The sequence below is a fragment of the Moritella dasanensis ArB 0140 genome (assembly GCF_000276805.1).
GTDB lineage: Bacteria > Pseudomonadota > Gammaproteobacteria > Enterobacterales > Moritellaceae > Moritella > Moritella dasanensis.
Genome location: NZ_AKXQ01000031.1, coordinates 1 through 21,417 on the forward strand (window position 1 = coordinate 1; position 21,417 = coordinate 21,417).

The 21,417-nt window shown below is 40.2% G+C and carries 19 protein-coding genes; 13 read left to right on the plus strand and 6 right to left on the minus strand.

The window, feature by feature from the left end:
- A partial coding sequence (gene rne, locus A923_RS0119365) for a ribonuclease E (protein ID WP_272942724.1) occupies positions 1-2,444 on the minus strand: 2,444 nt, incomplete at its 3' end.
- A gap of 541 nt (positions 2,445-2,985) precedes the next feature.
- On the opposite strand from rne, the gene rluC reads away from it, so the two are divergent.
- A complete protein-coding gene (gene rluC / locus A923_RS0119370; protein WP_017223350.1) occupies positions 2,986-3,939 on the plus strand; it encodes a 23S rRNA pseudouridine(955/2504/2580) synthase RluC in 954 nt (317 codons plus the stop codon).
- A gap of 103 nt (positions 3,940-4,042) precedes the next feature.
- On the opposite strand, the gene A923_RS0119375 is transcribed toward rluC, so the two are convergent.
- Positions 4,043-4,630 carry a Maf family protein gene (locus tag A923_RS0119375; protein ID WP_017223351.1) on the minus strand — a complete coding sequence of 196 codons (588 nt, stop codon included), beginning with the start codon at positions 4,628-4,630 and terminating at the stop codon, positions 4,043-4,045.
- A 103-nt stretch (positions 4,631-4,733) separates the two neighbouring features.
- Between A923_RS0119375 and yceD the strand changes: the two genes are divergently transcribed.
- From yceD to A923_RS0119435, 12 genes are all read left to right on the plus strand, one after another.
- A complete protein-coding gene (gene yceD, locus A923_RS0119380; RefSeq protein ID WP_017223352.1) occupies positions 4,734-5,282 on the plus strand; it encodes a 23S rRNA accumulation protein YceD in 549 nt (182 codons plus the stop codon).
- Between the two features lie 16 nt (positions 5,283-5,298).
- On the plus strand, positions 5,299-5,469 hold the full coding sequence (gene rpmF, locus A923_RS0119385) for a 50S ribosomal protein L32 (protein ID WP_006033904.1): 171 nt from the start codon (positions 5,299-5,301) through the stop codon (positions 5,467-5,469).
- Positions 5,470-5,479: 10 nt separating this feature from the next.
- Positions 5,480-6,493, plus strand: coding sequence for a phosphate acyltransferase PlsX (plsX, locus tag A923_RS22375; protein WP_026006369.1), 1,014 nt, complete (start codon positions 5,480-5,482; stop codon positions 6,491-6,493).
- A gap of 132 nt (positions 6,494-6,625) precedes the next feature.
- Positions 6,626-7,549, plus strand: a complete 924-nt coding sequence (gene fabD, locus A923_RS0119395) for an ACP S-malonyltransferase (RefSeq protein WP_017223354.1) — start codon at positions 6,626-6,628, stop codon at positions 7,547-7,549.
- 17 nt (positions 7,550-7,566) lie between these two features.
- Complete coding sequence (gene fabG, locus A923_RS0119400) at positions 7,567-8,301, plus strand: 3-oxoacyl-ACP reductase FabG (protein ID WP_017223355.1); 735 nt, start codon at positions 7,567-7,569, stop codon at positions 8,299-8,301.
- A 141-nt stretch (positions 8,302-8,442) separates the two neighbouring features.
- Complete coding sequence (gene acpP, locus A923_RS0119405; RefSeq protein ID WP_017223356.1) at positions 8,443-8,679, plus strand: acyl carrier protein; 237 nt, start codon at positions 8,443-8,445, stop codon at positions 8,677-8,679.
- A 116-nt stretch (positions 8,680-8,795) separates the two neighbouring features.
- Entirely contained in the window at positions 8,796-10,043 is a 1,248-nt protein-coding gene (gene fabF / locus A923_RS0119410) for a beta-ketoacyl-ACP synthase II (RefSeq protein WP_017223357.1), read from the plus strand.
- Between the two features lie 116 nt (positions 10,044-10,159).
- A complete protein-coding gene (gene mltG, locus A923_RS0119415) occupies positions 10,160-11,158 on the plus strand; it encodes an endolytic transglycosylase MltG (RefSeq protein ID WP_017223358.1) in 999 nt (332 codons plus the stop codon).
- Positions 11,159-11,174: 16 nt separating this feature from the next.
- Positions 11,175-11,819, plus strand: a complete 645-nt coding sequence (gene tmk, locus A923_RS0119420; RefSeq protein ID WP_017223359.1) for a dTMP kinase — start codon at positions 11,175-11,177, stop codon at positions 11,817-11,819.
- A gap of 3 nt (positions 11,820-11,822) precedes the next feature.
- Complete coding sequence (holB, locus tag A923_RS0119425; RefSeq protein WP_017223360.1) at positions 11,823-12,794, plus strand: DNA polymerase III subunit delta'; 972 nt, start codon at positions 11,823-11,825, stop codon at positions 12,792-12,794.
- 1 nt (position 12,795) lies between these two features.
- Positions 12,796-13,569, plus strand: a complete 774-nt coding sequence (locus A923_RS0119430) for a TatD family hydrolase (RefSeq protein WP_017223361.1) — start codon at positions 12,796-12,798, stop codon at positions 13,567-13,569.
- 216 nt (positions 13,570-13,785) lie between these two features.
- Complete coding sequence (locus A923_RS0119435; RefSeq protein WP_017223362.1) at positions 13,786-14,037, plus strand: DUF2960 domain-containing protein; 252 nt, start codon at positions 13,786-13,788, stop codon at positions 14,035-14,037.
- A 65-nt stretch (positions 14,038-14,102) separates the two neighbouring features.
- Here the strand turns inward: A923_RS0119435 and A923_RS0119440 are convergent, their stop codons facing one another.
- The 4 genes from A923_RS0119440 to rsmF form a co-directional block, all read right to left on the minus strand.
- Positions 14,103-16,913: an Hsp70 family protein gene (locus A923_RS0119440; RefSeq protein ID WP_017223363.1), complete on the minus strand. Its 2,811-nt coding sequence runs from the start codon at positions 16,911-16,913 to the stop codon at positions 14,103-14,105.
- A 108-nt stretch (positions 16,914-17,021) separates the two neighbouring features.
- Positions 17,022-18,845 carry an Hsp70 family protein gene (locus tag A923_RS0119445; protein WP_017223364.1) on the minus strand — a complete coding sequence of 608 codons (1,824 nt, stop codon included), beginning with the start codon at positions 18,843-18,845 and terminating at the stop codon, positions 17,022-17,024.
- Positions 18,842-19,486 carry a DUF2760 domain-containing protein gene (locus tag A923_RS0119450; protein WP_017223365.1) on the minus strand — a complete coding sequence of 215 codons (645 nt, stop codon included), beginning with the start codon at positions 19,484-19,486 and terminating at the stop codon, positions 18,842-18,844. Before A923_RS0119450 ends, A923_RS0119445 begins: the two co-directional genes overlap by 4 nt.
- 372 nt (positions 19,487-19,858) lie before the next feature.
- A complete protein-coding gene (rsmF, locus tag A923_RS0119455) occupies positions 19,859-21,319 on the minus strand; it encodes a 16S rRNA (cytosine(1407)-C(5))-methyltransferase RsmF (RefSeq protein ID WP_026006370.1) in 1,461 nt (486 codons plus the stop codon).
- Positions 21,320-21,417: the final 98 nt, after the last annotated feature.

The window sequence follows — 21,417 nt, forward strand, 5'->3', positions numbered from 1 at the left end:
ACAGGCTTAGTTACTTCAGCAGTAACAGGCTTAGTCACTTCAGCAGTCACCGGCTTAGTTACTTCAGCAGTAACCGGCTTAGTTACTTCAGCAGTCACAGGCTTAGCTACTTCAGCAGTCACAGGCTTAGCTACTTCAGCAATAACAGGATTAGCTGTTTCTTCTTGAGATTGTTCAGTTTTCTGAACATCAGTCGGCTTAGCATGTCGAGGGCTACGACGAGTACGCTTAGCAGATTGTGTATTTTCATCATGCTTAGGCTTATCCGAAATTTCAGCTATTACAGGCGTTTGTTCTAACTCTGTTGTTGCTTGATCTTCGGTGTTATGCACGCGTACTTTTTTACGCATAGAACGGCGTTGACGACGTTCAGTTAAAACAGCTTGATGTTGTGGGCTGCTTTCTTCTTTAACTTCCGTATTTATAGCCGGCGCTGTTGGACGCGTTTGACTTGGCTTTACGTCTTTTGCTTCGAACTTAGTATGTTGCTTAACTTCAACTTCGACTTCGACTTTTTTATTCGTGTCTTGTTGTTTGTTCTCAACATTTTCCGGATTACGAGGCTTACGATTACGACGATTACGTGGTTTACGTGGTTCGTCGTTATTACGGTTACTCGGTGTTTTATCTGTTACTGGCTTTTTAGGCACTTCTTTAACAGGTTGTTTTACAGTTTCTTTAACAACAACTTTTTCTTCGCTAGCAAAGAATCCTGTAATGGCTTTACCAAGACGACTAAATACTGACTCTTTATCTGCAACAGGCTTCGCTGACTTAGCTTGGGCTGGTGCTTGAGGTTTTGTATTTGGTGTTGTTTTTTGAACAACTGGACTTGGTTTAACCGTTTTTGCTTCAGGCGTATTCATTTGCTGTACAAGCGGCTGAACTGTTTCGGTATTTACCTTTGGTTCATAACGGATAAATTCGCGAGGTTGTGCTAGGTCTGTACTTGCTAAGTCAGAGTTATCATCATCCGCTTTAACACGAGAAACTTCAAAATGAGGTGTCTGTAGATTTTCATTTGGAATGATGAAGCTTTTAACTTTATAACGTTTTTCTAAACGCAGAATTGAATTACGTTTTTCATTTAGTAAGTAAGCAGCAACAGGTACTGGTACTTGCGCTACAATGTGATTGGTATTTTCTTTAAGCGATTCTTCTTCGATTAAGCGAAGAATAGAAAGTGCTAAAGATTCATTATCACGGATTGTACCTTGGCCATCACAGCGTGGGCAAACATGCGTGCTTGATTCACCAAGAGAAGGGCGGATACGTTGACGAGACATTTCCATTAAACCAAATCGAGAGATACGGCCTAATTGAATACGTGCACGATCTTGACGTACCGCATCGCGTAAGCAGTTTTCTACTTCACGTTGGTTCTTAACTGGACCCATATCGATGAAGTCGATAACAACAAGACCACCCAGGTCACGAAGACGTAGTTGGCGAGCAACTTCATCTGCGGCTTCCATGTTAGTCGTCAGCGCTGTCTCTTCAATATCACCACCACGTGTAGCACGGGCAGAGTTAATATCAATTGACGTTAAGGCTTCTGTTGGATCAATAACGATTGAGCCACCTGAAGGTAAGCGAACTTCGCGTTGGAACGCTGATTCGATTTGAGTTTCAATTTGGTAATGATTGAATAAAGGCACGTCACCTTGATACAATTTAATACGGTCGATAAAGTCGGGGCGTATTAATTTGATGCGGCTCTTTGCTTCTTCAAATGCTTTTGGATGATCGATCAGTATTTCGCCAATGTCACGACGAAGATAGTCACGGATCGCACGCGCAATCACATTACTTTCTTGATGAATTAAGAAGGTACCTTGACGGTCTTTAGCACTCTCTTGGATTGCTCCCCAATGATTTAAAAGTACTTTAAGATCCCACTCTAACTCTTCAGCAGATTTACCAACACCAGCAGTACGAACAATCAGTCCCATGCCTTCAGGTAATTCTAAGGTAGAAAGTGCAGATTTTAATTCAGTCCGTTCATCACCTTCAATCCGACGAGAAATACCGCCAGCGCGAGGGTTGTTTGGCATAAGAACAAGATAACTACCCGCTAAACTGACGAATGTAGTTAATGCTGCACCTTTATTGCCACGTTCTTCTTTTTCAATCTGTACAATAACTTCAGTACCTTCAGCAACAACATCCTTAATACTTGGACGTCCACGTTGCTTACCAGAACCTGGTTTGAAGTAAGTGCGAGAGATTTCTTTAAGAGGAAGGAAACCGTGACGGTCTGCACCATAATCAACAAAAGCAGCTTCTAAACTTGGTTCTACACGAGTAATTTTACCTTTGTAGATGTTCGCTTTCTTTTGTTCGTGACCTGGGCTTTCAATATCTAAATCGTAAAGGCGTTGTCCATCTACTAGCGCAACGCGCAACTCTTCTTTTTGAGTTGCATTAATTAACATTCTTTTCATTTTTTTTATTCTTATAAATTAATTTTCATGCTTGGATAAATTAGTTAGATGTACATCAGGCCTTGTGTCTGTAAGATAATCAACCTCTCGGTTGTTTAAATTAAGGCGCTGTCAGATGCTCTAAATGTGATCAAGTGTCTTACGATTATTTCTGCACTTATTAGATTCCATCAATAACTAACGTGTATAATTGCATTCGAAAAGGTGATTTATATAGAAGTTGATATGTGGGAGGCGGTATCCTGCTGGATAAATGAAACTCCCTATCAACGTTCACCTTATATACAAAATGTATGCTAAAAACCCGCAGCAAGAATAACGACATCCTGGTTATTCTGTAAATATTAATATAAATAAATGATTATTTACATCAATAGCAGATATACTAAAGCCATTATCACTCTTGGCTGTATTTTTTTAGCAGTACAGAGGGTATTATCCCACTGCCTGTATTAATATAGCAAGTTAACTTTCCATTCAATTTAGAAATAAGTTTCAAATTGATACCTAAACGCATTTTGAGTTAGACAATAAAAAAATTATGACCGATAAAATTTCACCTAAAGTAGAATATGTAACTATTACTGAAGATTATCAAGGCCAACGCATTGATAACTTTTTACGCACCAAATTAAAAGGTGTGCCAAAAAGTATGATTTACCGCATCATACGTAAAGGTGAGGTGAGAGTTAACAAAGGAAGAATCAAACCTGAGTATAAATTGCAGCCAAATGATATTGTACGTGTACCGCCAGTACGTGTTTCTGAAACTGAAGCTATTTCACCATCAGCGAATTTAGATTCTGTGCGTGCGCTCGAAACACAAATCATTTATGAAGATAACTACCTCATTGTTATTAACAAGCCATCTGGTATGGCTGTGCACGGCGGCAGTGGATTAAGCTTTGGTCTTATTGAAGGATTACGTGCGATCCGTCCTGATAGTAAATTCTTAGAACTTGTACACCGTTTAGATCGCGATACATCTGGTTGCTTACTTGTGGCTAAAAAACGTAGCACGCTGAAAGCGTTACATGAGCAACTGCGTTTAAAAACAATGCGAAAAGATTATCAAGCACTTGTTGCTGGTGCATGGCCACGCAGTTCTCGAATTGTAAATGCACCACTATTAAAGAACACTGTAAGTTCAGGTGAACGCCTTGTACGTGTTGACAGCGAAGGTAAGGAATCTCAAACTCGTTTCAGCATCCTACAGCGTTATGAACATGGCACGCTAGTGCAAGCAAGTCCTATTACAGGTCGTACGCATCAGATCCGTGTTCACGCATTACATGCGGGTCATCCGATTGCCTGTGATGATAAATATGGCGACAAAGTCTTTACGCAACACATGAATGGTCTAGGCTTGAAGCGCTTGTTCCTGCATGCGGCACGCTTACAGTTCTTTAACCCTGGTACAGAAGAAACACAAGAAGTTGAAGCGCCGTTAGATATGGCGCTTGTTAGAGCATTGGAAAAAATGAAGAAATGCTAAAACGATTGACCATTAAGGTTAATCCTATTTTCTAATTGATTTCAATTAGCTTAAAAGCCAGCATTCAACATGCTGGTTTTTTTTATCCAAAAACCGACTTTTTCTAAGCACTTAAAACGTCGTAGCCTTGTTGCTGCAGAATTTCCACTAAACTAATTAACGGTAATCCGATCAAGGTATTTGGATCTTTACCTTCTAATTTAGAAAATAACGCAATACCAAGTCCTTCACACATAAAACTGCCGGCACAGTTATAAGGCTGCTCAGTTTCAAGATAGTAGCGAATTTGACTGCTCGTTAATGTTCTAAAGTGCACAATAAACTGTTCAACTATCGTATCTGTGCGACCTGTGCATTGATTTACAACAGAAAGCCCTGTGTAAAAAGTTATATTTTGTGCAGAAACGGCAGATAATTGTGCAAAAGCTGTTTCATAATTACCAGGTTTACCTATTATTTTGTTATTTATGACACAAACCTGATCCGATCCGATAGATATTGAGTTACTATACGCACGACTGGCAGATTGAGCTTTTTCTAGTGCTAGGCGTGATACAAGCATTTCAGCCGTTTCGTTTGGCTTGACGGTTTCATCAACTTTTGGGTTGAAGGTATCGAAAGGGCAGTTTAGTTTTTCTAAAATCTGTTTACGAAATGGCGATGTTGAAGCAAGGATTAGTTTAGGTTTCATGGTTTATCTATCATCAATTATTTAATTATTTGATGATTTTAACGCCAACTGACCTATTTTTGTAGGGAATTTCGATTTTTTTTCATTTTCCTTTGACTCTAACATGATGAATCTATATTATCCGCAACCTATGAAAAAGGTAAAACTACCAGTAACTGTTGATCCTTATCGTACCGCTCAACAAAGATTGGATTTCAGCACTTGTGTTGAAGGCAGTCTGTTGAAACGTATTACGGATGCAACAGCAGGTGTACCAAGTGATGCAGATGTATCAATATCGTACAGCAAAGATGAACAAGGTCTTATAGTGATACAGGGTAACGTATCATTAACTGTAAACCTTGAATGTCAGCGCTGTGGTGAGATATTCACGCAAGCTTGTGACACCGAATTTAGATATAGTCCTGTGAAAAATGATTCCCAGGTCGACGATCTGCCAGATGCTTATGAGCCCATTGAATTGGATGCAAATGGCGAAATAAATCAAATATCATTGATTGAAGATGAAGTGATTATCAATTTACCACTTGTTGCTTTGCACGAAGTGGAAGATTGTTCAGTGAATCCAAATGACATGAGTTTTGGTGAAATCGAGCCTGCTGATGAGCAGCCCAACCCATTTGCCGCTTTATCTGAATTAAAGCGCAAGTAATCAGGAGTATAGGCCAATGGCTGTACAAAAAAGTAAAGTAACTCGCTCTCGCCGCGGTCAACGTCGTTCACATGACGCTCTAACTGCAGCAGCTACAACTGTTGACGTGACTTCAGGTGAAACTCACCTACGTCACAACGTAACAGCTGATGGTTACTACAAAGGCGTTAAAGTAATTAACAAATAAGTTATTTACTTTGCCTAATCTAGCGATTGCGTTAGATGCCATGGGGGGCGATTTCGGTCCCCATGTCACTATCCCCGCCGCAATAAATATACTGAAAAAGTATAAACATCTCTCCCTTTACCTTGTCGGTAACGAAGCTGAAATAATCCCATTATTACAGAATATTTCTGCATCTATAAAATCTCGTTATACAATAATTCCTAGTCTCGATGATATACCCATGGATCTTGCTCCCGCTTTAGCGCTACGTAATTTTAAGCAATCCTCTATGCGTATGGCATTGAATCTTGTTCGTGAAGGCAATGCACAAGCTTGTGTCAGTGCGGGTAATACCGGGGCTCTGATGGTGCTTTCTCGCCATTTGCTCAAAGTACTTCCGTTTGTTGATCGACCTGCACTTGTTTCTACACTTCCTTCGATGACTAAACAGCCTGTTTATATGCTGGATTTGGGTGTCAATGTGAGTTGTGATGCTGATGCATTACTGCAATTTGCCTTGATGGGTTCTGCACTTGCTGAACATGTCGGTAATATTCCGGCACCTCGTATCGCGTTACTTAATGTCGGCCAAGAAGACATTAAAGGTAATGATTTAGTTAAACATGCGGCACAGTTACTTTCTAAACACCATAATCTAAACTATATTGGTTTTATTGAAGGGAATGATATCTTCTCAGGTAAAGCGGACGTCATCGTATGTGATGGTTTTACTGGCAATGTCGCACTTAAGACAAGTGAAGGTGTTGTTGACTTGGTTATTTCTCAATTAACATCTGTATCAAATAACAACATATTTACTAAATTATTATCATTATTGGTCAAACCACTGATAATGAACAGTCTAAGACGTTTGAAACCCGACCAGTATAATGGTGCAACTTTGTTAGGATTAGCGGGTATTGTAATTAAGAGTCATGGTAATGCTAAACAGCTTGCCTTTGAGTTTGCAATTGAACAGGCTGTAAAAGAAATTGAAAGTGGATTAGTCAGTAAAATATCCACAAGTCTTGATGTAATTGATTAAGATTCAGTTTTTGTAATTTAATTTGCCTCTTCTCTTGAAAAATTCGACCAATATCCTCATATTACTTTCTAGTTAGATAAGTTCATTTTCACATTGATACATGAATCTTTATTAATTTTTTATAGGTAATTTATGTCAAAGTACGCAGTAGTATTTCCAGGTCAAGGTTCACAAACAATTGGTATGCTTGCAGACCTAGCTTCAGATAATCCGGTTGTAGAACAGACGTTTTCACAAGCAAGTGAAATTCTTGGTTATGACCTATGGGATTTAGTGCAAAATGGAACAGTTGAAGAATTAAGCCAAACACAAATCACGCAACCTGCATTATTGGCTACCTCTGTTGCATTGTGGCGAATAGCCGCTGCGAAAGAAAGTTTTAAACCAGCACTCGTTGCTGGTCATAGTTTAGGTGAATATTCAGCATTAGTTTGTGCTGGTGTGATTAAATTTGAAGATGCAATCGCACTTGTTGAATTACGTGGCGAATTAATGCAACAAGCGGTACCAAAAGGTATTGGTGCGATGGCCGCTGTTATCGGCTTAGATAACGATGCAATCATTGCGGCTTGTGAAAAAGCGGCAGAAGCTGAAGTTGTTGCCGCTGTAAACTTTAACTCTCCTGGTCAAGTTGTGATCGCGGGTAATAAAGCGGCCGTTTCTCGTGCTTCTGCATTGTGTGTTGAAGCCGGCGCTCGACGTGTAATGCCGTTGCCAGTTAGCGTACCGTCTCATTGTGCATTGATGAAACCAGCGGCTGATGAATTAAAAATGGCATTAGAAAAAGTGACTTTTAATACGCCTGTCATCAAATTGATTAACAATGTAGATGTGGCCGCGCCAGTAGACGCCGACAGTATTAAAGACGCCCTTGTTCGTCAACTTTATATGCCAGTTCGCTGGACTGAAGTGATTGAATTAATGGCACAAGAAGAAATCACCGCATTATATGAATTTGGACCTGGTAAAGTATTAACAGGCCTTGTTAAACGTATTGATAAAACTATCACAGGTAGTGCAGTTAATAATCAAGCAACTATTGCTGATTTTGCATAGACAGTAGGAATAAATAAATGAGTTTTTCAAGTAAAACAGTACTCGTTACAGGCGCAAGCCGTGGTATTGGTCGCGCAATCGCGGAACATTTTGCAAAGTTAGGTGCCAAAGTTATTGGTACTGCTACTTCTGCACAAGGTGCTGAGCGTATTGGCGCATATTTAGGCGATGCCGGTTTTGGTTTAGAACTTAACGTGACAAGCCAAGATTCGGTGGATGCATTGTATGCTGAAATCAAAACCCAAGTAGGGCACATTGATATTCTAGTGAATAACGCTGGTATTACAGCGGATAATCTCTTCTTGCGTATGAAAGAAGATGAATGGTGTAATGTTATTGATACTAACTTGACCTCGTTATATCGTCTATGTAAGCCTTGCTTACGTGGCATGATGAAACAACGTTTTGGTCGTATTATTAATATCGGTTCAGTTGTCGGTTCTACAGGTAATGGTGGCCAAGCAAACTACGCCGCTGCCAAGTCTGGTCTGTTAGGTTTTACTAAGTCACTTGCAAGTGAAGTTGCGTCTCGCGGCATTACTGTTAATGCAGTTGCACCTGGTTTTATCGAAACGGATATGACCGCTGAGTTAACAGAAGAACAAAAACAAACAATATTAGCTCAAGTACCAACCAGTCGTCTTGGTAGTACAAATGAGATAGCTGAAACTGTTGGATTTTTAGCATCTGATGGTGCAAGCTATATTACGGGTGAAACCATCCACGTAAACGGCGGCATGTACATGGCTTAGCCATTTATATTTGATTTTGTTTGTAAATTTGCGATCTTTTTCACCAATCGTGGTTTGACCACCGAGTTAAGGCTTGCAAGTTTATGAGTAATCAATAAACTACTAATCAAAGTATTATATATTTTTCAAAGGAAAGTAAAAATGAGTAACTTCGAAGAACGCGTAAAAAAAATCATTATCGAACAACTTGGTGTTAAAGAAGAAGAAGTTAAAAACGCAGCTTCTTTTGTTGATGACCTAGGTGCTGATTCTCTAGATACAGTTGAACTTGTTATGGCTCTAGAAGAAGAATTCGATACAGATATCCCAGATGATGAAGCAGAGAAAATCACTACTGTTCAAGCTGCAATCGACTACGTTGTTTCTAGCGCTGAATAATTCAGCTGATTAGTTCTCTCTGAGAAAAAATCAAGTTAAAGTAATTATGATAATTACTTATAAATTTTAAAAGCGGTCGCAAGACCGCTTTTTTTTTGCCTATTTGGAGAACGAGTGTGGCTAATAATAGAAGAGTTGTAATTACAGGATTAGGAATTGTTTCACCGGTTGGCAACACTATTGCCACTTCATGGGAAGCGATTAAATCAGGTACCAGCGGCATTGAAAATATTGAGCACTTTGATACCACTAACTTTTCAACAAAATTTGCTGGCTTAGTTAATGATTTTGACGCTGAAGCGGTGGGTATTAATCGTAAAGATTGTCGTAAAATGGATTTATTTATCCAGTACGGAATCGTTGCAGCGGAACAAGCACTAAAAGATTCTGGTTTAGTTATTACTGAACAAAATGCAACCCGTGTGGGTACTGCTATCGGTTCGGGTATTGGTGGACTGGGTCTGATTGAGCAAAATGTGCATAATTTTGCTAAAGGTGGCGCACGTAAAGTGAGTCCATTCTTCGTACCATCAACAATTGTTAATATGGTTGCTGGACACGTTTCAATTCGTAATAATCTTAAAGGGCCAAACATTGCGATTGCAACAGCATGTACTTCAGGTACGCATTGTATAGGTCAATCGGCACGTATGATTGCATACGGCGATGCTGATGTGATGGTTGCCGGTGGTGCTGAAAAAGGGTCTACCGAAATGGGTATGGCTGGTTTTGGTGCCGCAAAAGCGCTATCAACTCGAAACGATGAGCCACAAAGAGCAAGTCGACCTTGGGATAAAGACCGTGACGGTTTTGTACTCGGTGATGGCGCGGGTGTATTAGTGATGGAAGAGTATGAGCACGCCGTTGCTCGTGGTGCGACTATTTATGCCGAGTTAGTTGGCTTTGGCATGAGTGGCGATGCATTTCACATGACGTCACCACCAGAAGACGGTGCGGGCGCTGCGTTATCAATGAATAATGCGATTGCAGATGCAGGTATTACTGCTGATCAAGTGGGTTATGTAAATGCCCATGGTACATCAACTCATGCTGGTGATAACGCCGAAACTGCGGCTGTTAAATCAGTGTTTGGCGATCATGCTTATAAACTTGCTGTTAGTTCAACAAAATCAATGACTGGTCATCTTTTAGGGGCTGCAGGTGCAATTGAAGCGATTTTCACCATCCTAGCATTAAAAGATCAAATATTACCGCCAACGATTAACTTGGATAACCCGAGTGAAGGTTGTGATCTTGATTATGTGACTGATGGTGCTCGCCCTGTGAGCATGGAATACGCATTATCTAACTCATTTGGTTTTGGCGGCACGAACGGCTCGCTATTATTTAAAAAAGCCGATTAATACGTGTTTTTCTTTATTTGATATTCACATGCAAGGTGATTAAAGCCACCTTGCATGTATCAAACATTTTTTCATTGGTGTAAAATGTGCGCTGGATTTCATTTACGCATTGAGCTATGAAAAAAATAATTACGGCTATTTCCTTACTGTTTACCATCCTATTAATTGCATGCGCACTTTTCTATTCTCGCTATCAATCTTTTGTGTCTGTTGAACGCGTTCAAACTGAGCATGTTTTGACGGTTGCGTCGGGTGATACTGCACAATCAATTGCTAATAGCCTGATTGTAGATCAGGATTTTGAATCAAAAGTATTTTTGCGGTTATTCTTCAAACAACACCCGTCTACAACCAATATCAAGCTTGGTTCTTACAAAGTGACTGCTGGTTGGGATTTTAAAACCTTATTTGAACATCTTGTCTCTGGCGATGAATTCCAACACAAAATCACCTTTATTGAAGGTTCAACATTCAAAGAATGGCGAAAGCAGTTATCACAGGCCTCAGGCGTTATTGATGATACCGCTGATTTATCAGAACAAGAAATTGCGCAGTTATTAAATATAGATAACCCTAAACTCGAGGGCTTAATGCTGCCTGAGACCTATTTTTATCCTGAAGGCACATTAGTGTCAGCGCTGTATCTTAAGTCTCATAAAAAATTACAGGCTTATTTAAATGAAGTGTGGGAAACAAGAGATAAGAAATTACCGCTGAAAAGCCCATACGAAGCTTTGATACTTGCTTCTATTATTGAAAAAGAAACAGGCTTAGAAAGCGAAAGAACAACCGTTGGCTCCGTATTCATCAATCGTTTGAATAAAAGAATGCGTTTGCAAACAGACCCAACTGTTATTTATGGTATGGGCGATGACTATAAAGGTAACATCCGTCGTAAGCATTTACGCCAAAGAACAGATTACAATACGTACGTGATCAGAGGTTTACCACCAACGCCAATCGCTATGGTGGGTAAAACATCGATCGATGCCGCATTACACCCAGCAACGACAAGTTATTTGTATTTTGTTGCGAGTGGCGATGGCGGACACTATTTTTCAAAGAATTTGAAAGAACACAACCGAGCTGTTCGTAAATACATTTTAAAGAAATAAATTGAAGAGAGTTATTGTGCAAGCAAAATTTTTAGTAATCGAAGGCCTTGAAGGCGCAGGTAAAAGTACCGCAGTGAACACTGTTATTAATTGGCTGGCAGAGCAGGGCATCACCGATGTGATCACTACACGTGAACCGGGCGGCACAAAGTTAGCAGAGAAAATGCGTGCTATTGTTAAAGACGTGGATACAGAAGAACCGTTGACTGAATCAGCAGAGTTAATGTTGATGTATGCAGCTCGCGCTCAATTAGTTGAAAATGTCATTAAGCCAGCATTAGCAAAAGGCCAATGGGTTGTTGGCGATCGCCATGACCTTTCCTCTATTGCTTATCAAGGTGGTGGTCGCGGTTTTGATATTGGTGTATTGAATACATTACGCCACGTTGCGATTGGTGACTTCAAACCAGATGTGACGTTATTATTAGATATCGACCCTGCAGTTGGTTTAGAACGTGCAAAAGTACGTGGAGAGTTAGATCGCATTGAACTAGAGCAATTGTCTTTCTTCCAGCGAATTGGTGCTAAATACCAAGAACTTGCTGCCGCAGATGACAGTATTTATAGTGTTGATGCAGGTCAGGATATTGATAATGTGCAATTACAAATTCGTGACGTATTAGCGACTAATGTTGATTGTCATCATCACAATGCAGATTAATTGATGCTATATCCTTGGTTACTACCTCATTGGGAAAAACAGCAAACGCAAATGACTGCCGGTCGTATGCATCATGCGTTGTTTATTACCAGTGCTAGCGGCATGGGCAAGTTGTCATTTGCACAGACCCTCGCACAAACATTGTTATGCAAAGAACCTGTTTGTTGGGAACCTTGTCATCAATGCCATCCTTGTCAATTATTTGAAACCAGTGTGCACCCTGATTATTATCTGGTTGCCACCGAACCCGGTAAAATTATTGGTGTTGATCAAATAAGACAGATCAGTCAGAAATTAAATGAATATTCACAGCTGGCTGGTAATAAAGTGGTGATTATCGAGCATGCTGAAAGCTTTAATTTAGCATCTGCGAACGCGTTACTTAAAACATTAGAAGAACCGAGTGACGGTAGCTATATAATTTTGCTTGCCGAAAATAAAGCGCAGGTTTTGCCAACTATTTATAGCCGTTGTCAGAAGCTGCACCTGCCTGCACCTCCAGAACTGGAGACGCTGTCATGGTTACAGCAACAGTTTCCGATAGAAAGTCCAACACTGACGTCTATCCGTATTAATCACGGCGCACCTTTACACACATTAAGTTATTTAAATAACGGTGATGATGATTTACGTAAAGAGATATTCGCTAACATTTCGCTGTTAACACAACAGCCCGCAGCGATCACTCGACTATGTGAAATCATTTCTGACCGTACATTAGAAAAACTGTCTTGGTTACAATTTATCTTAATTGATTTACAAAAAGTAAATCGAGGGGTAAGCATTGATTACATAGTGAATACCGATCAACTTGAATGGTTAACGCATTTTTCAACGCAATTATCACAAGATAAAATTACTCAACTACAATCAGAATTAACAGAGCTTCGTGAGTTATTAATGAAAAATAATAATTTAACCGCTGAAACTTTAGTCCTGTCCTTTTTGATTAAACTTAAAAGATTCATAAATTAATATGCTAGTAGATTCTCATTGCCATTTAGATGGTCTAAATTACGATACCATTCATACCGATCTTGCAGACGTTGTTAACAAAGCAACAGAACGCGGTGTGTCGCATTTATTAAGTGTGTCAGTGACACTGCCGCGCTTTAAAACCATGATTGAGTTGATTGCTGACTTTGATAATATTCATGCCTCATGTGGTGTGCATCCACTAAACCTTGAAGACGAATACGAAAAATCAGAGCTACTGGCGCTAGCTGGTAATGAAAAAGTGGTGGCGATTGGTGAAACCGGTTTAGATTATTTCTATTCACCTGAAAACAAAGATATCCAGCAAGCGTCATTTCGAAACCATATCCAAGTTGCGATTGAGCTTAAAAAACCACTGATTATTCATACGCGTGGTGCAGTTGATGATACGATCCGTATCTTGAAAGAAGAAGGCGCAGAAAAAATCGGTGGTGTTATCCATTGTTTTACTGAGTCTGATGCGATGGCTGCTGCAGTATTGGAAATGGGCTTTTATATCTCGATATCGGGTATTGTGACGTTCAAATCAGCTAAAGACCTGCAAGCCGTGGTTAAAACGATTCCCGCTGACAGGTTACTAGTGGAAACGGATTCACCATACTTAGCGCCTGTGCCATATCGCGGTAAAGAAAACCAACCAGCTTATGTGCGTGCTGTCGCCGAGTTTGTTGCCGAGCTACGCGGTGTAAGCTTTGCTGAACTCGCTGCAACAACAACAGAGAACTACTTCACGCTGTTTAACGCGAAAAAGTAATTTGAGGCAGAGATTGAAATCACGCTCTACTTTTGACGAAAGAGTGGAATGTGGTATTATCACCACCAATTATGGCGACATACAACAATTTTCGAGTTTCAGTTCGATAAATTATCAGTACTATTTATATAAATAACAGTGCGATCTCTATAAATATCAGTACTATCTCGATATTCGTGTGACGACTATCGAATTCAATTATTATTTGGAGGCATTTTGGCCCACCTAGTTACCTATACTTATAAAAAACAAGATAAGAAAATTCCATTTTCATACCGACAGTTTCACCACATCTATGAAGCGGCGGCTGCAGAAGAAGGCATCGACTTAACGCAATATATGATGATGGAAAAACAAGTTGAAGATGTCTCGAAAGGGACTAAATCAGTAAGAGAATTTCGTAAAAATCATTTTACTAAATTAGGTTTCAGTAACGTTTGGTTTATTAAAGACGGTATTGAAGACTAGTTAGCGTGAAATAAATAGGTGGTCAACTATATACTTCTATAGGACCACCTATTAAACAACATCTATTACGACAGTAAGGTTAAACCCGTCGGTAAGCAGTCACCAAAGATACGCTTCATTACCGTTTCATCAGACGTTTGTACTTCTTGTACTAACGCTAACCAAGATTCCGATAATTTATTCTGCGTTAACTTTTCTATCACAGCATCCCTGACTTTATCCTGAACATCCATTTCTCTATCACCGGTCTTTCTCGCGATCATAACGGCTGCAAAGGCAATGTGCGGTTCTTTCTGCCAATTAGCATCAAGTAATGTATTCAGCCATGTTTCCACGATATGTCGCGGGATAACATTATGTTGGCTGCCATAAAAAGCAACACGTGATGCGATACGACCTAATGCCCACCAATGTAATTGCTGATTTTGTGGTTTGCTTAATTTAGCTAACAGGTATTCACCAAATTCAACTTTCAGTGCCACTGGAATGTGTTCTAGCGATGCTGCAAGTCGGATAATATCATCATAGCTGCGTAACTTAGCTTGGTTGATCATTTTAGCGTGTTTGTTACTGTCTTCTACAAAGTAGATCGAAATTGTTTCGTATATTTCAATCTGCTGTTGCTCATTCAGGCCACCAGCGATACGACGCCATAAATTCCACCAATCACTCCATGACTGTGTTGATTTATTGTATTGGATCGCCGATTTAAATATCGGCCAAATCTGTTCAATACGCCAATCATCGGCAGGGTAACCAAAACCAGGGCGAAGCAAGAAGCTCGTTAGCTTTAACCAATTACGTTCATGCTGTTCGGTACGGCGGCGGTTTTTAGCAAACTGTAAACAAGGTGCTACCAGTTCGCGTAATAAATCAGTATCCCAAGTATCACGTTTACCCAGACGTTTATCTAGGTCATTACGTAATGACTTAACTAACTTTGGATCACTTTTTTTACTACTTGCACCGTATACTGCTTCAATTAACTGAATTGCATCAGGCAAGTTAGGATGAAGCTGTTTAATATCATTGATATTCTTGCTGTCATCATTCGATTTTTTAGTCGCTAAACTTGGACGAACAGAGAATTCTAGTGCCCAACGTTGTTTGCTGTTGGTTTCACTCACACATTCTAACTGCAAAGTACCAATACTGCTTAGCTTGCAAGACAGATAAACAGATTCAAAACGTTTATGGTCTTTGTGCTCAGGAATTGTAACTACAAAAGGTGGTAAAGGTGTTTTGCCTTTCAGTTGTGTTTCAAACTCTTTTTCAACGATGTCGCCAGGTTTGAAATTACTTTCATGACTGGTGGTTGCAAGATTAAAACGAATTGGCTCACCAATGGTTAACGAAAACAAACGGCTATCTAAATTAATAACTTGTTCTTCTTCTGTCCCCTTAGGTAATAGACAGATAGATTGCGATTTACCTGAGCGATCAGTTATTTCTATGAAGTAGTTACGTGCACTACCGCCGCCAATTTGTTTTTGCTTGCCCATCTTAGCAAAACCGAACTCAACGGCGCCATAAGCAACAGACAGATCTGGATTACCATTGTGTAACATCTGCACTTTTTGTTGTTTCCAACCAGATAATACTTTTTCGATTTGCAGTTTTACTTGTTGGCTATTAAAAATACCACCGTTAACCAGTATTGCCGCAGGAACGACTGCAGGGTCATAATCGTCCGTTGCGTCGACATCGTAATAAGTATGAATGAATTCAGCAATGTGTTTTGAAATCGCTGGATCTGACGTATACGGTAAACCAAATTCTACAACGGCATTTTTTCGGTGTGTTGGTAATTCGTTAAAGCCGCTGTTTGGTAAGAAACCATTAAACACCATGTCGATGACTTCATTCTTTGTCAGTTCACATTTCTTCGATTGTGCAATCAGTTTTGAGCCACGACCTAGCAGTGTAATTGATGTTGTGCTGGGTGGTTGTTCAGATAAAAACAGTTCTTTGGCTTGGCGTGTTTGTTGTATTAGTTGCCCTAACGCCGCAGTTTTCAAACGTTGATCAGGGGATATTCTTGATTCAACAATATGCGCTAGTGCTAAATCGATGTTATCACCACCGAGCATCAAGTGATCACCAACCGCAACACGGTTTAAATTTAATTCACCATGTGCTAATGACATTTCGATTAAACTTAAATCTGTTGTACCGCCACCTATATCACAAACAAGCATGGTTTTGTCTTGTTCGATCAAATCTGTTTTAGCCTGTTTATTACGGTGATACCAATCGTAACAAACGGCTTGTGGTTCTTCTAATAACGTCACGTTTGTTAAGCCAACAAGATCTGCTGCAGCGAGTGTTAATGCGCGAGCCGTGTCGTTGAAAGAGGCTGGGACTGTGATGGTAATATTTTGATCGGCAAGTAGGTGATCAGGATTGTGATAATTCCAAGACGCCTGAAAGTGCGCTAAATAGCTGGCACTGGCAATCACTGGCGATACTTTCTGAATATTATCTTCTACAGCCCAAGGTAGGATTGCCGCTTGTGCGTCGATGCTTGGATGGGATAACCAACTTTTGGCACTGGACACTAAGCGACCCTTGGTTTTAGTGCCTAAATCTCTAGCCCATTGACCAACGATGACATTGGCTATTTCACCGTCAAATCGTGTTGATTGCCAAGGTAATACACAATCCGTTGTGGCAATTTCATTGTCGTTAAAGTGATAGCGGAATGAAGGGAGTAGAGGTTTTCTTGAGACTTCGCCAGGACCAATCAATTGGTCAGTGTGAAATACAGACGCACTAGCTTGATAATCATCGATACTTTTGAAAGAAAGCACACTGTGGGTGGTGCCAAGATCGATGCCAATGACATATTGCGCTGTTTTGGAAACAGGTGAGGGCATTAAAAACTCCATATAATAAAACTCAGGGCTAAGTGCCCTGAGTTAAGTACACGTGGTATAAATATATAGTATCCATATAACGTGTGTATTGATTATGCTAAATCCTATTTACTGTCTAACAGTAAGCTCGATTTCCCACGTTTCATCACTGTCATTGGCGATAGCCTCAACTTTCAGTGTGCCCACTTCAGTCACAGTGACAGACAATGATACTGGTACGACATCACCACTATTACGGTTAGCAGAGTCAAGCGTTACTTCGATGTCTGGAAGCTGGTCAAGATCATCAGGTTGCCAGAAATCAAGGTGCGTACCCACAACATCTTCACGGCGCACTGTTGAACCGAAGAATTTAAATTTAACCGGTTGACCAACAACGAGACCAAACTGATAAGTTGATACGTCGTGGTTCGTGCCTTCTTCAAGACCAAATGGGGCAATGCAGACTGCTTCCAACGGTGCTTCAAAGCCAGGAATTGCTGGCATTGAGCTTTCAACACCCACGTAGTATGCGCTAGCGAGACCGCCTTTAATACGTACGCCTTTACCTTGTTTCGCATAACCGTGGTAACAAGCACCATTGGCAACGGCAAGGTCTAGATCAATACCCGTTAATAGTTTTGCTTCTTCTTCAACGTCAGCAGTAATTAACCAGTCGTTAATAATACCGATGAGTTTAGAACTGATGGCATCAGACTTAAACACACCACCATTAAATAATACTGCGGTCGGTTTAATGAAATCACCGGCATCTGTTGCGATAGCATCGTGCTGTTTATTCAAGAAATGCGCGATGTGTTTGGTGATCGCTGCATCTTGTGCATACGGTAAACCAATCTGTGTTAACGCCGTACGGGTATTTTGTTGTGGCATTTCTGACACTGCAGTTGCAGGGAAGAAACCATCTAAAATAGTTTGCTTCACTTCATCGCGTGTTAGTTCTGTTTGCATTGTGCCAGCAATCAGTTTTGAACCACGGCTTGGGATAACAATCGGCATTGTATCGATATCATTATCAGATAACAGTTGCTCTTTGGCATCACGACAGGCATGGGTAATGGCTTGAATTTGCCAAGGTTGTAATTGCTTACCTTCTTGCATCAATTTCATTTTTAGACGATACGCCAGCGCAAGGTCCATATTATCACCGCCAAGTAGGATGTGCTCACCTACTGCAACGCGTGATAATGTTAAATTACCTTCTACTTCTTCAACCGAGATTAATGATAAATCGGTTGTACCACCACCTATATCAACCACAAGTATGGTATCACCCACATTAACTTGGTCACGCCATTCATCGCCACAGGCTTGTAACCAGCTATATACAGCGGCTTGTGGTTCTTCAAGTAGGTTTAAATGTTTAAGGTTTAGCGCTTGTGCGGCTTGCGCTGTTAAGTTACGCGCGGCCGGATCGAACGAGGCCGGAATCGTGATTGTCACATCTTGTTCTGAGATTGGAGCATCTGGGTGTGCGTAGTTCCAAGCGTCGGCTAAATGGCTTAAGTACTGACTTGTTGCCGTCACTGGTGAGATTTTTTCAACTTCATCAGGGCTTGAGAAAGGTAAGATCGAATCATGTGGGCTGACGGTAGCATGGCTTAACCAGCTTTTAGCGCTCGACACCAAACGAATCGGTGTTTTAAGACCAAGGTTACGTGCGACATCACCGACAAGTGTCGTATTATCTGCGTTCCAAGGTAATGGTGTTTGATCTTTACTGATCTCATCTTCATGTGCTTGATAGACAAAAGACGGCAGTTGATATTTTTCTGTGACAGAACCCGGTGCAGAGAGTTGCGGGATAGCAAACAGTTGCTTTGCTACTTTATCGCCTTCTTGTTCTAAATCGATATAGGATAATACGCAGTGTGTGGTACCTAGATCGATACCAATACTGTACTTTGCCGTTGTTTCAGTTATGTCGCTCATAGTTCCACCTCTGCTGCTGCAACGATATTCGCGTTGTGGCCTTGTGCAAGTTTAGGCAAGTTAACCTTGGTTATTTTCCAGCCTGCGTGTACTAAAATACCACGGTAAGGTGCTGAACCGAGTACGTTACCAATTAGCTTAATTTCAGATGGGTTAAAACCTTCAGCGACGGTTACTTGGCTTTCTTCTTCTTCAGTGCGAATTGGCGTGAAACTAAAGTATTCATTGATTACTTTTTTGCTGCCAGTATGAATAATACGTGCTGCGGCACCAATTTGTTCGTCAGACGCGCCGGTTAAATCTTCTTGGATAAAATCGATAAAACGCGCTTCATTTTGGAGTAATGACAAAAGCTGACAAGCGGCAGCAGGGCTTGCTTCTTGTAGTGGGGCTTTGATTTCGACAATCTTTTCAACTTCAACGATTTTCTCAACGTCAACGTGTTTGATTACCTCTACAATTTTTTCTACTTCCACTTTAACTTCAATTTCTTTTTCAACAATCTTTTCTATTTCAACTGTTTTTTTACCGCCTCGAATGAGAGTGAGTAGTAACAGGATCACGGAAAGCGCGAATAAAGCAATGTGCGCTGCGTCAGGGCCAGCAGGTAGTTCAGAGATATTTGTAAGGTCGAAGTTCATATATTTTACTCAAGTTTGTATAAATCAATATTATCGCGATTTTATCATAGTTATTTATGTTGCGGAGTATAATGTGATTTTTTAGCTTATTTAGCCTGTAGTTAGGTACAAATCATTTGTAGTTAGGAACAAAGAGTAGCCATATTAGCGGAAATAATTAGAAACGTATTTTCAAGCTTAGTGATATTTTAAGAAATATAAAAAAAATAAAAAAAAGCCCAGTACAAATCCTTGTAATGAGCTTAGGGAAATTGGTATGAACGTGTATTTAAATATAGTAAATTATTTACATATATCAAATTACCGTCATTTTATTGTGCGCTTAAGCAAATTCAGAACCCACTATCGATGGGATCTGAATTCATTAACTCTTTATTCATTAAACAAGTTGTTATCGCGTACTAGGTCGCGTGGGTAATTATTTTTCAAGCGTTGATTAACACGCTTACCTAAACCAAGCACACTGCCTTCAAGTAATACAACAAGCTCACCTTGTAGGGCATCTAAATCTTCAATCTCGATATCAGAGAAGCTAATATCACGACCCATGATGTATTGTTTCGCTTGTTCAATATTCAGTGACACCGTGTTTTTATCACAGTGATGACCAAAAATACGCGCCCATTCATGTTGAGCTCGGAAGCCTTTCTTGAATTTTTCAGCAATTTTGATACCGATACGATCAAATTTGAATTTGCCAATGAACGCTGGAAACTCTTTAGGGAATAACCAGATTTCACTATCGCGATGATAGAAAACGCCACTCTCAAATTCAAAGCTAAATGCATCACGGAAATAATCACGAATGGCGTCATTTTCGTCACGGCTAACAGGGCTGAATGGGAATATTAAGCGTTTTTTCTTTTTAATAGGGCGTAAACCCTGCGATTCTTTTTTAGTGAATTTAGCAACAAAGAAACCTTCACTGTTATAAATCTGCGGCCAAACGTGTAAGTAACCTTCCGCAGTAAGACAGTTATTCGCGGTTGGGAACAAATCGTTAAGCGGAACTACTTCGGCATGGTCTGGATAGAGGTCGAGTAAATGTTGGCAAACCGCTTGGTTTTCAGTGTTGTTTAGTGTGCAAGTTGAATAGATTAACGTGCCACCGGGTTTTAACGCTTTAAATGCGCTTTCAATTAATTCTTTCTGAATGTCGGCAATGTCATTGATACTTTTTAACGACCAATTAAGCATTGCTTTGTCATCTTTGCGGATAGCGCCTTCACCAGAACAAGGCGCGTCCAGTAATACCGCATCAAACATTTCAGGTAACCAGGTGCCAAAAACATTCGCGTCATAGTGACTAAGGGCGATGTTTTTAATGCCACAACGTTGAATATTTGCACTGAGTACTTTTAAACGGCTTGATGACAACTCGTTCGCAACGATGAAGTTGTTGTTATTACATAATGCTGCAATTTGGCTAGTCTTCGAACCTGGCGATGATGCACAATCAAGAATAGTGGCATATTGCGCGGCTACATCTGTTACTTGTGCTTTGAATAATGCTGTAACAGGCAGCATCGAACTTGCTTCTTGAATATAGAATAAGCCAGCGATGTGTTCCCAGCTATTACCTAATTTAGTCTCAGTATTTTCTTGTTCTAACCAAAACCCTTCTAAACACCAAGGGATAGGGGTTAATAACCACTGTTTTGTTTTCGCTAACTGTTGAAATTCTTCAACAGAGATTTTAAGCGTATTAACACGAACACTGGTTTTCAATGGTGTTTTACAACAAGCAATAAAGTCATCCATAGAGAGATGTTCGGGAATAATGTTACCCATTAATGTGAGGTAATCTTCAGGCAGTTTTATATTGGAATGCACTTTATAAGCTCAATTGAAAAATAAGGGGGTATTTTATCACATACCCAAGTTACTTCAAGATGCTATATCAGGGGCGAACATGGGTATTTACCCCAGCT

What these genes read in the sequence shown, in the direction of transcription:
- rluC (WP_017223350.1), top strand. Translation starts at nt 2,986, where the DNA reads ATGACCGATAAAATTTCACCTAAAGTAGAATATGTAACTATTACTGAA.
- A923_RS0119375 (WP_017223351.1), bottom strand. Translation starts at nt 4,630, where the DNA reads ATGAAACCTAAACTAATCCTTGCTTCAACATCGCCATTTCGTAAACAG.
- yceD (WP_017223352.1), top strand. Translation starts at nt 4,734, where the DNA reads ATGATGAATCTATATTATCCGCAACCTATGAAAAAGGTAAAACTACCA.
- rpmF (WP_006033904.1), top strand. Translation starts at nt 5,299, where the DNA reads ATGGCTGTACAAAAAAGTAAAGTAACTCGCTCTCGCCGCGGTCAACGT.
- fabD (WP_017223354.1), top strand. Translation starts at nt 6,626, where the DNA reads ATGTCAAAGTACGCAGTAGTATTTCCAGGTCAAGGTTCACAAACAATT.
- fabG (WP_017223355.1), top strand. Translation starts at nt 7,567, where the DNA reads ATGAGTTTTTCAAGTAAAACAGTACTCGTTACAGGCGCAAGCCGTGGT.
- acpP (WP_017223356.1), top strand. Translation starts at nt 8,443, where the DNA reads ATGAGTAACTTCGAAGAACGCGTAAAAAAAATCATTATCGAACAACTT.
- mltG (WP_017223358.1), top strand. Translation starts at nt 10,160, where the DNA reads ATGAAAAAAATAATTACGGCTATTTCCTTACTGTTTACCATCCTATTA.
- holB (WP_017223360.1), top strand. Translation starts at nt 11,823, where the DNA reads ATGCTATATCCTTGGTTACTACCTCATTGGGAAAAACAGCAAACGCAA.
- A923_RS0119430 (WP_017223361.1), top strand. Translation starts at nt 12,796, where the DNA reads ATGCTAGTAGATTCTCATTGCCATTTAGATGGTCTAAATTACGATACC.
- A923_RS0119440 (WP_017223363.1), bottom strand. Translation starts at nt 16,913, where the DNA reads ATGCCCTCACCTGTTTCCAAAACAGCGCAATATGTCATTGGCATCGAT.
- A923_RS0119445 (WP_017223364.1), bottom strand. Translation starts at nt 18,845, where the DNA reads ATGAGCGACATAACTGAAACAACGGCAAAGTACAGTATTGGTATCGAT.
- A923_RS0119450 (WP_017223365.1), bottom strand. Translation starts at nt 19,486, where the DNA reads ATGAACTTCGACCTTACAAATATCTCTGAACTACCTGCTGGCCCTGAC.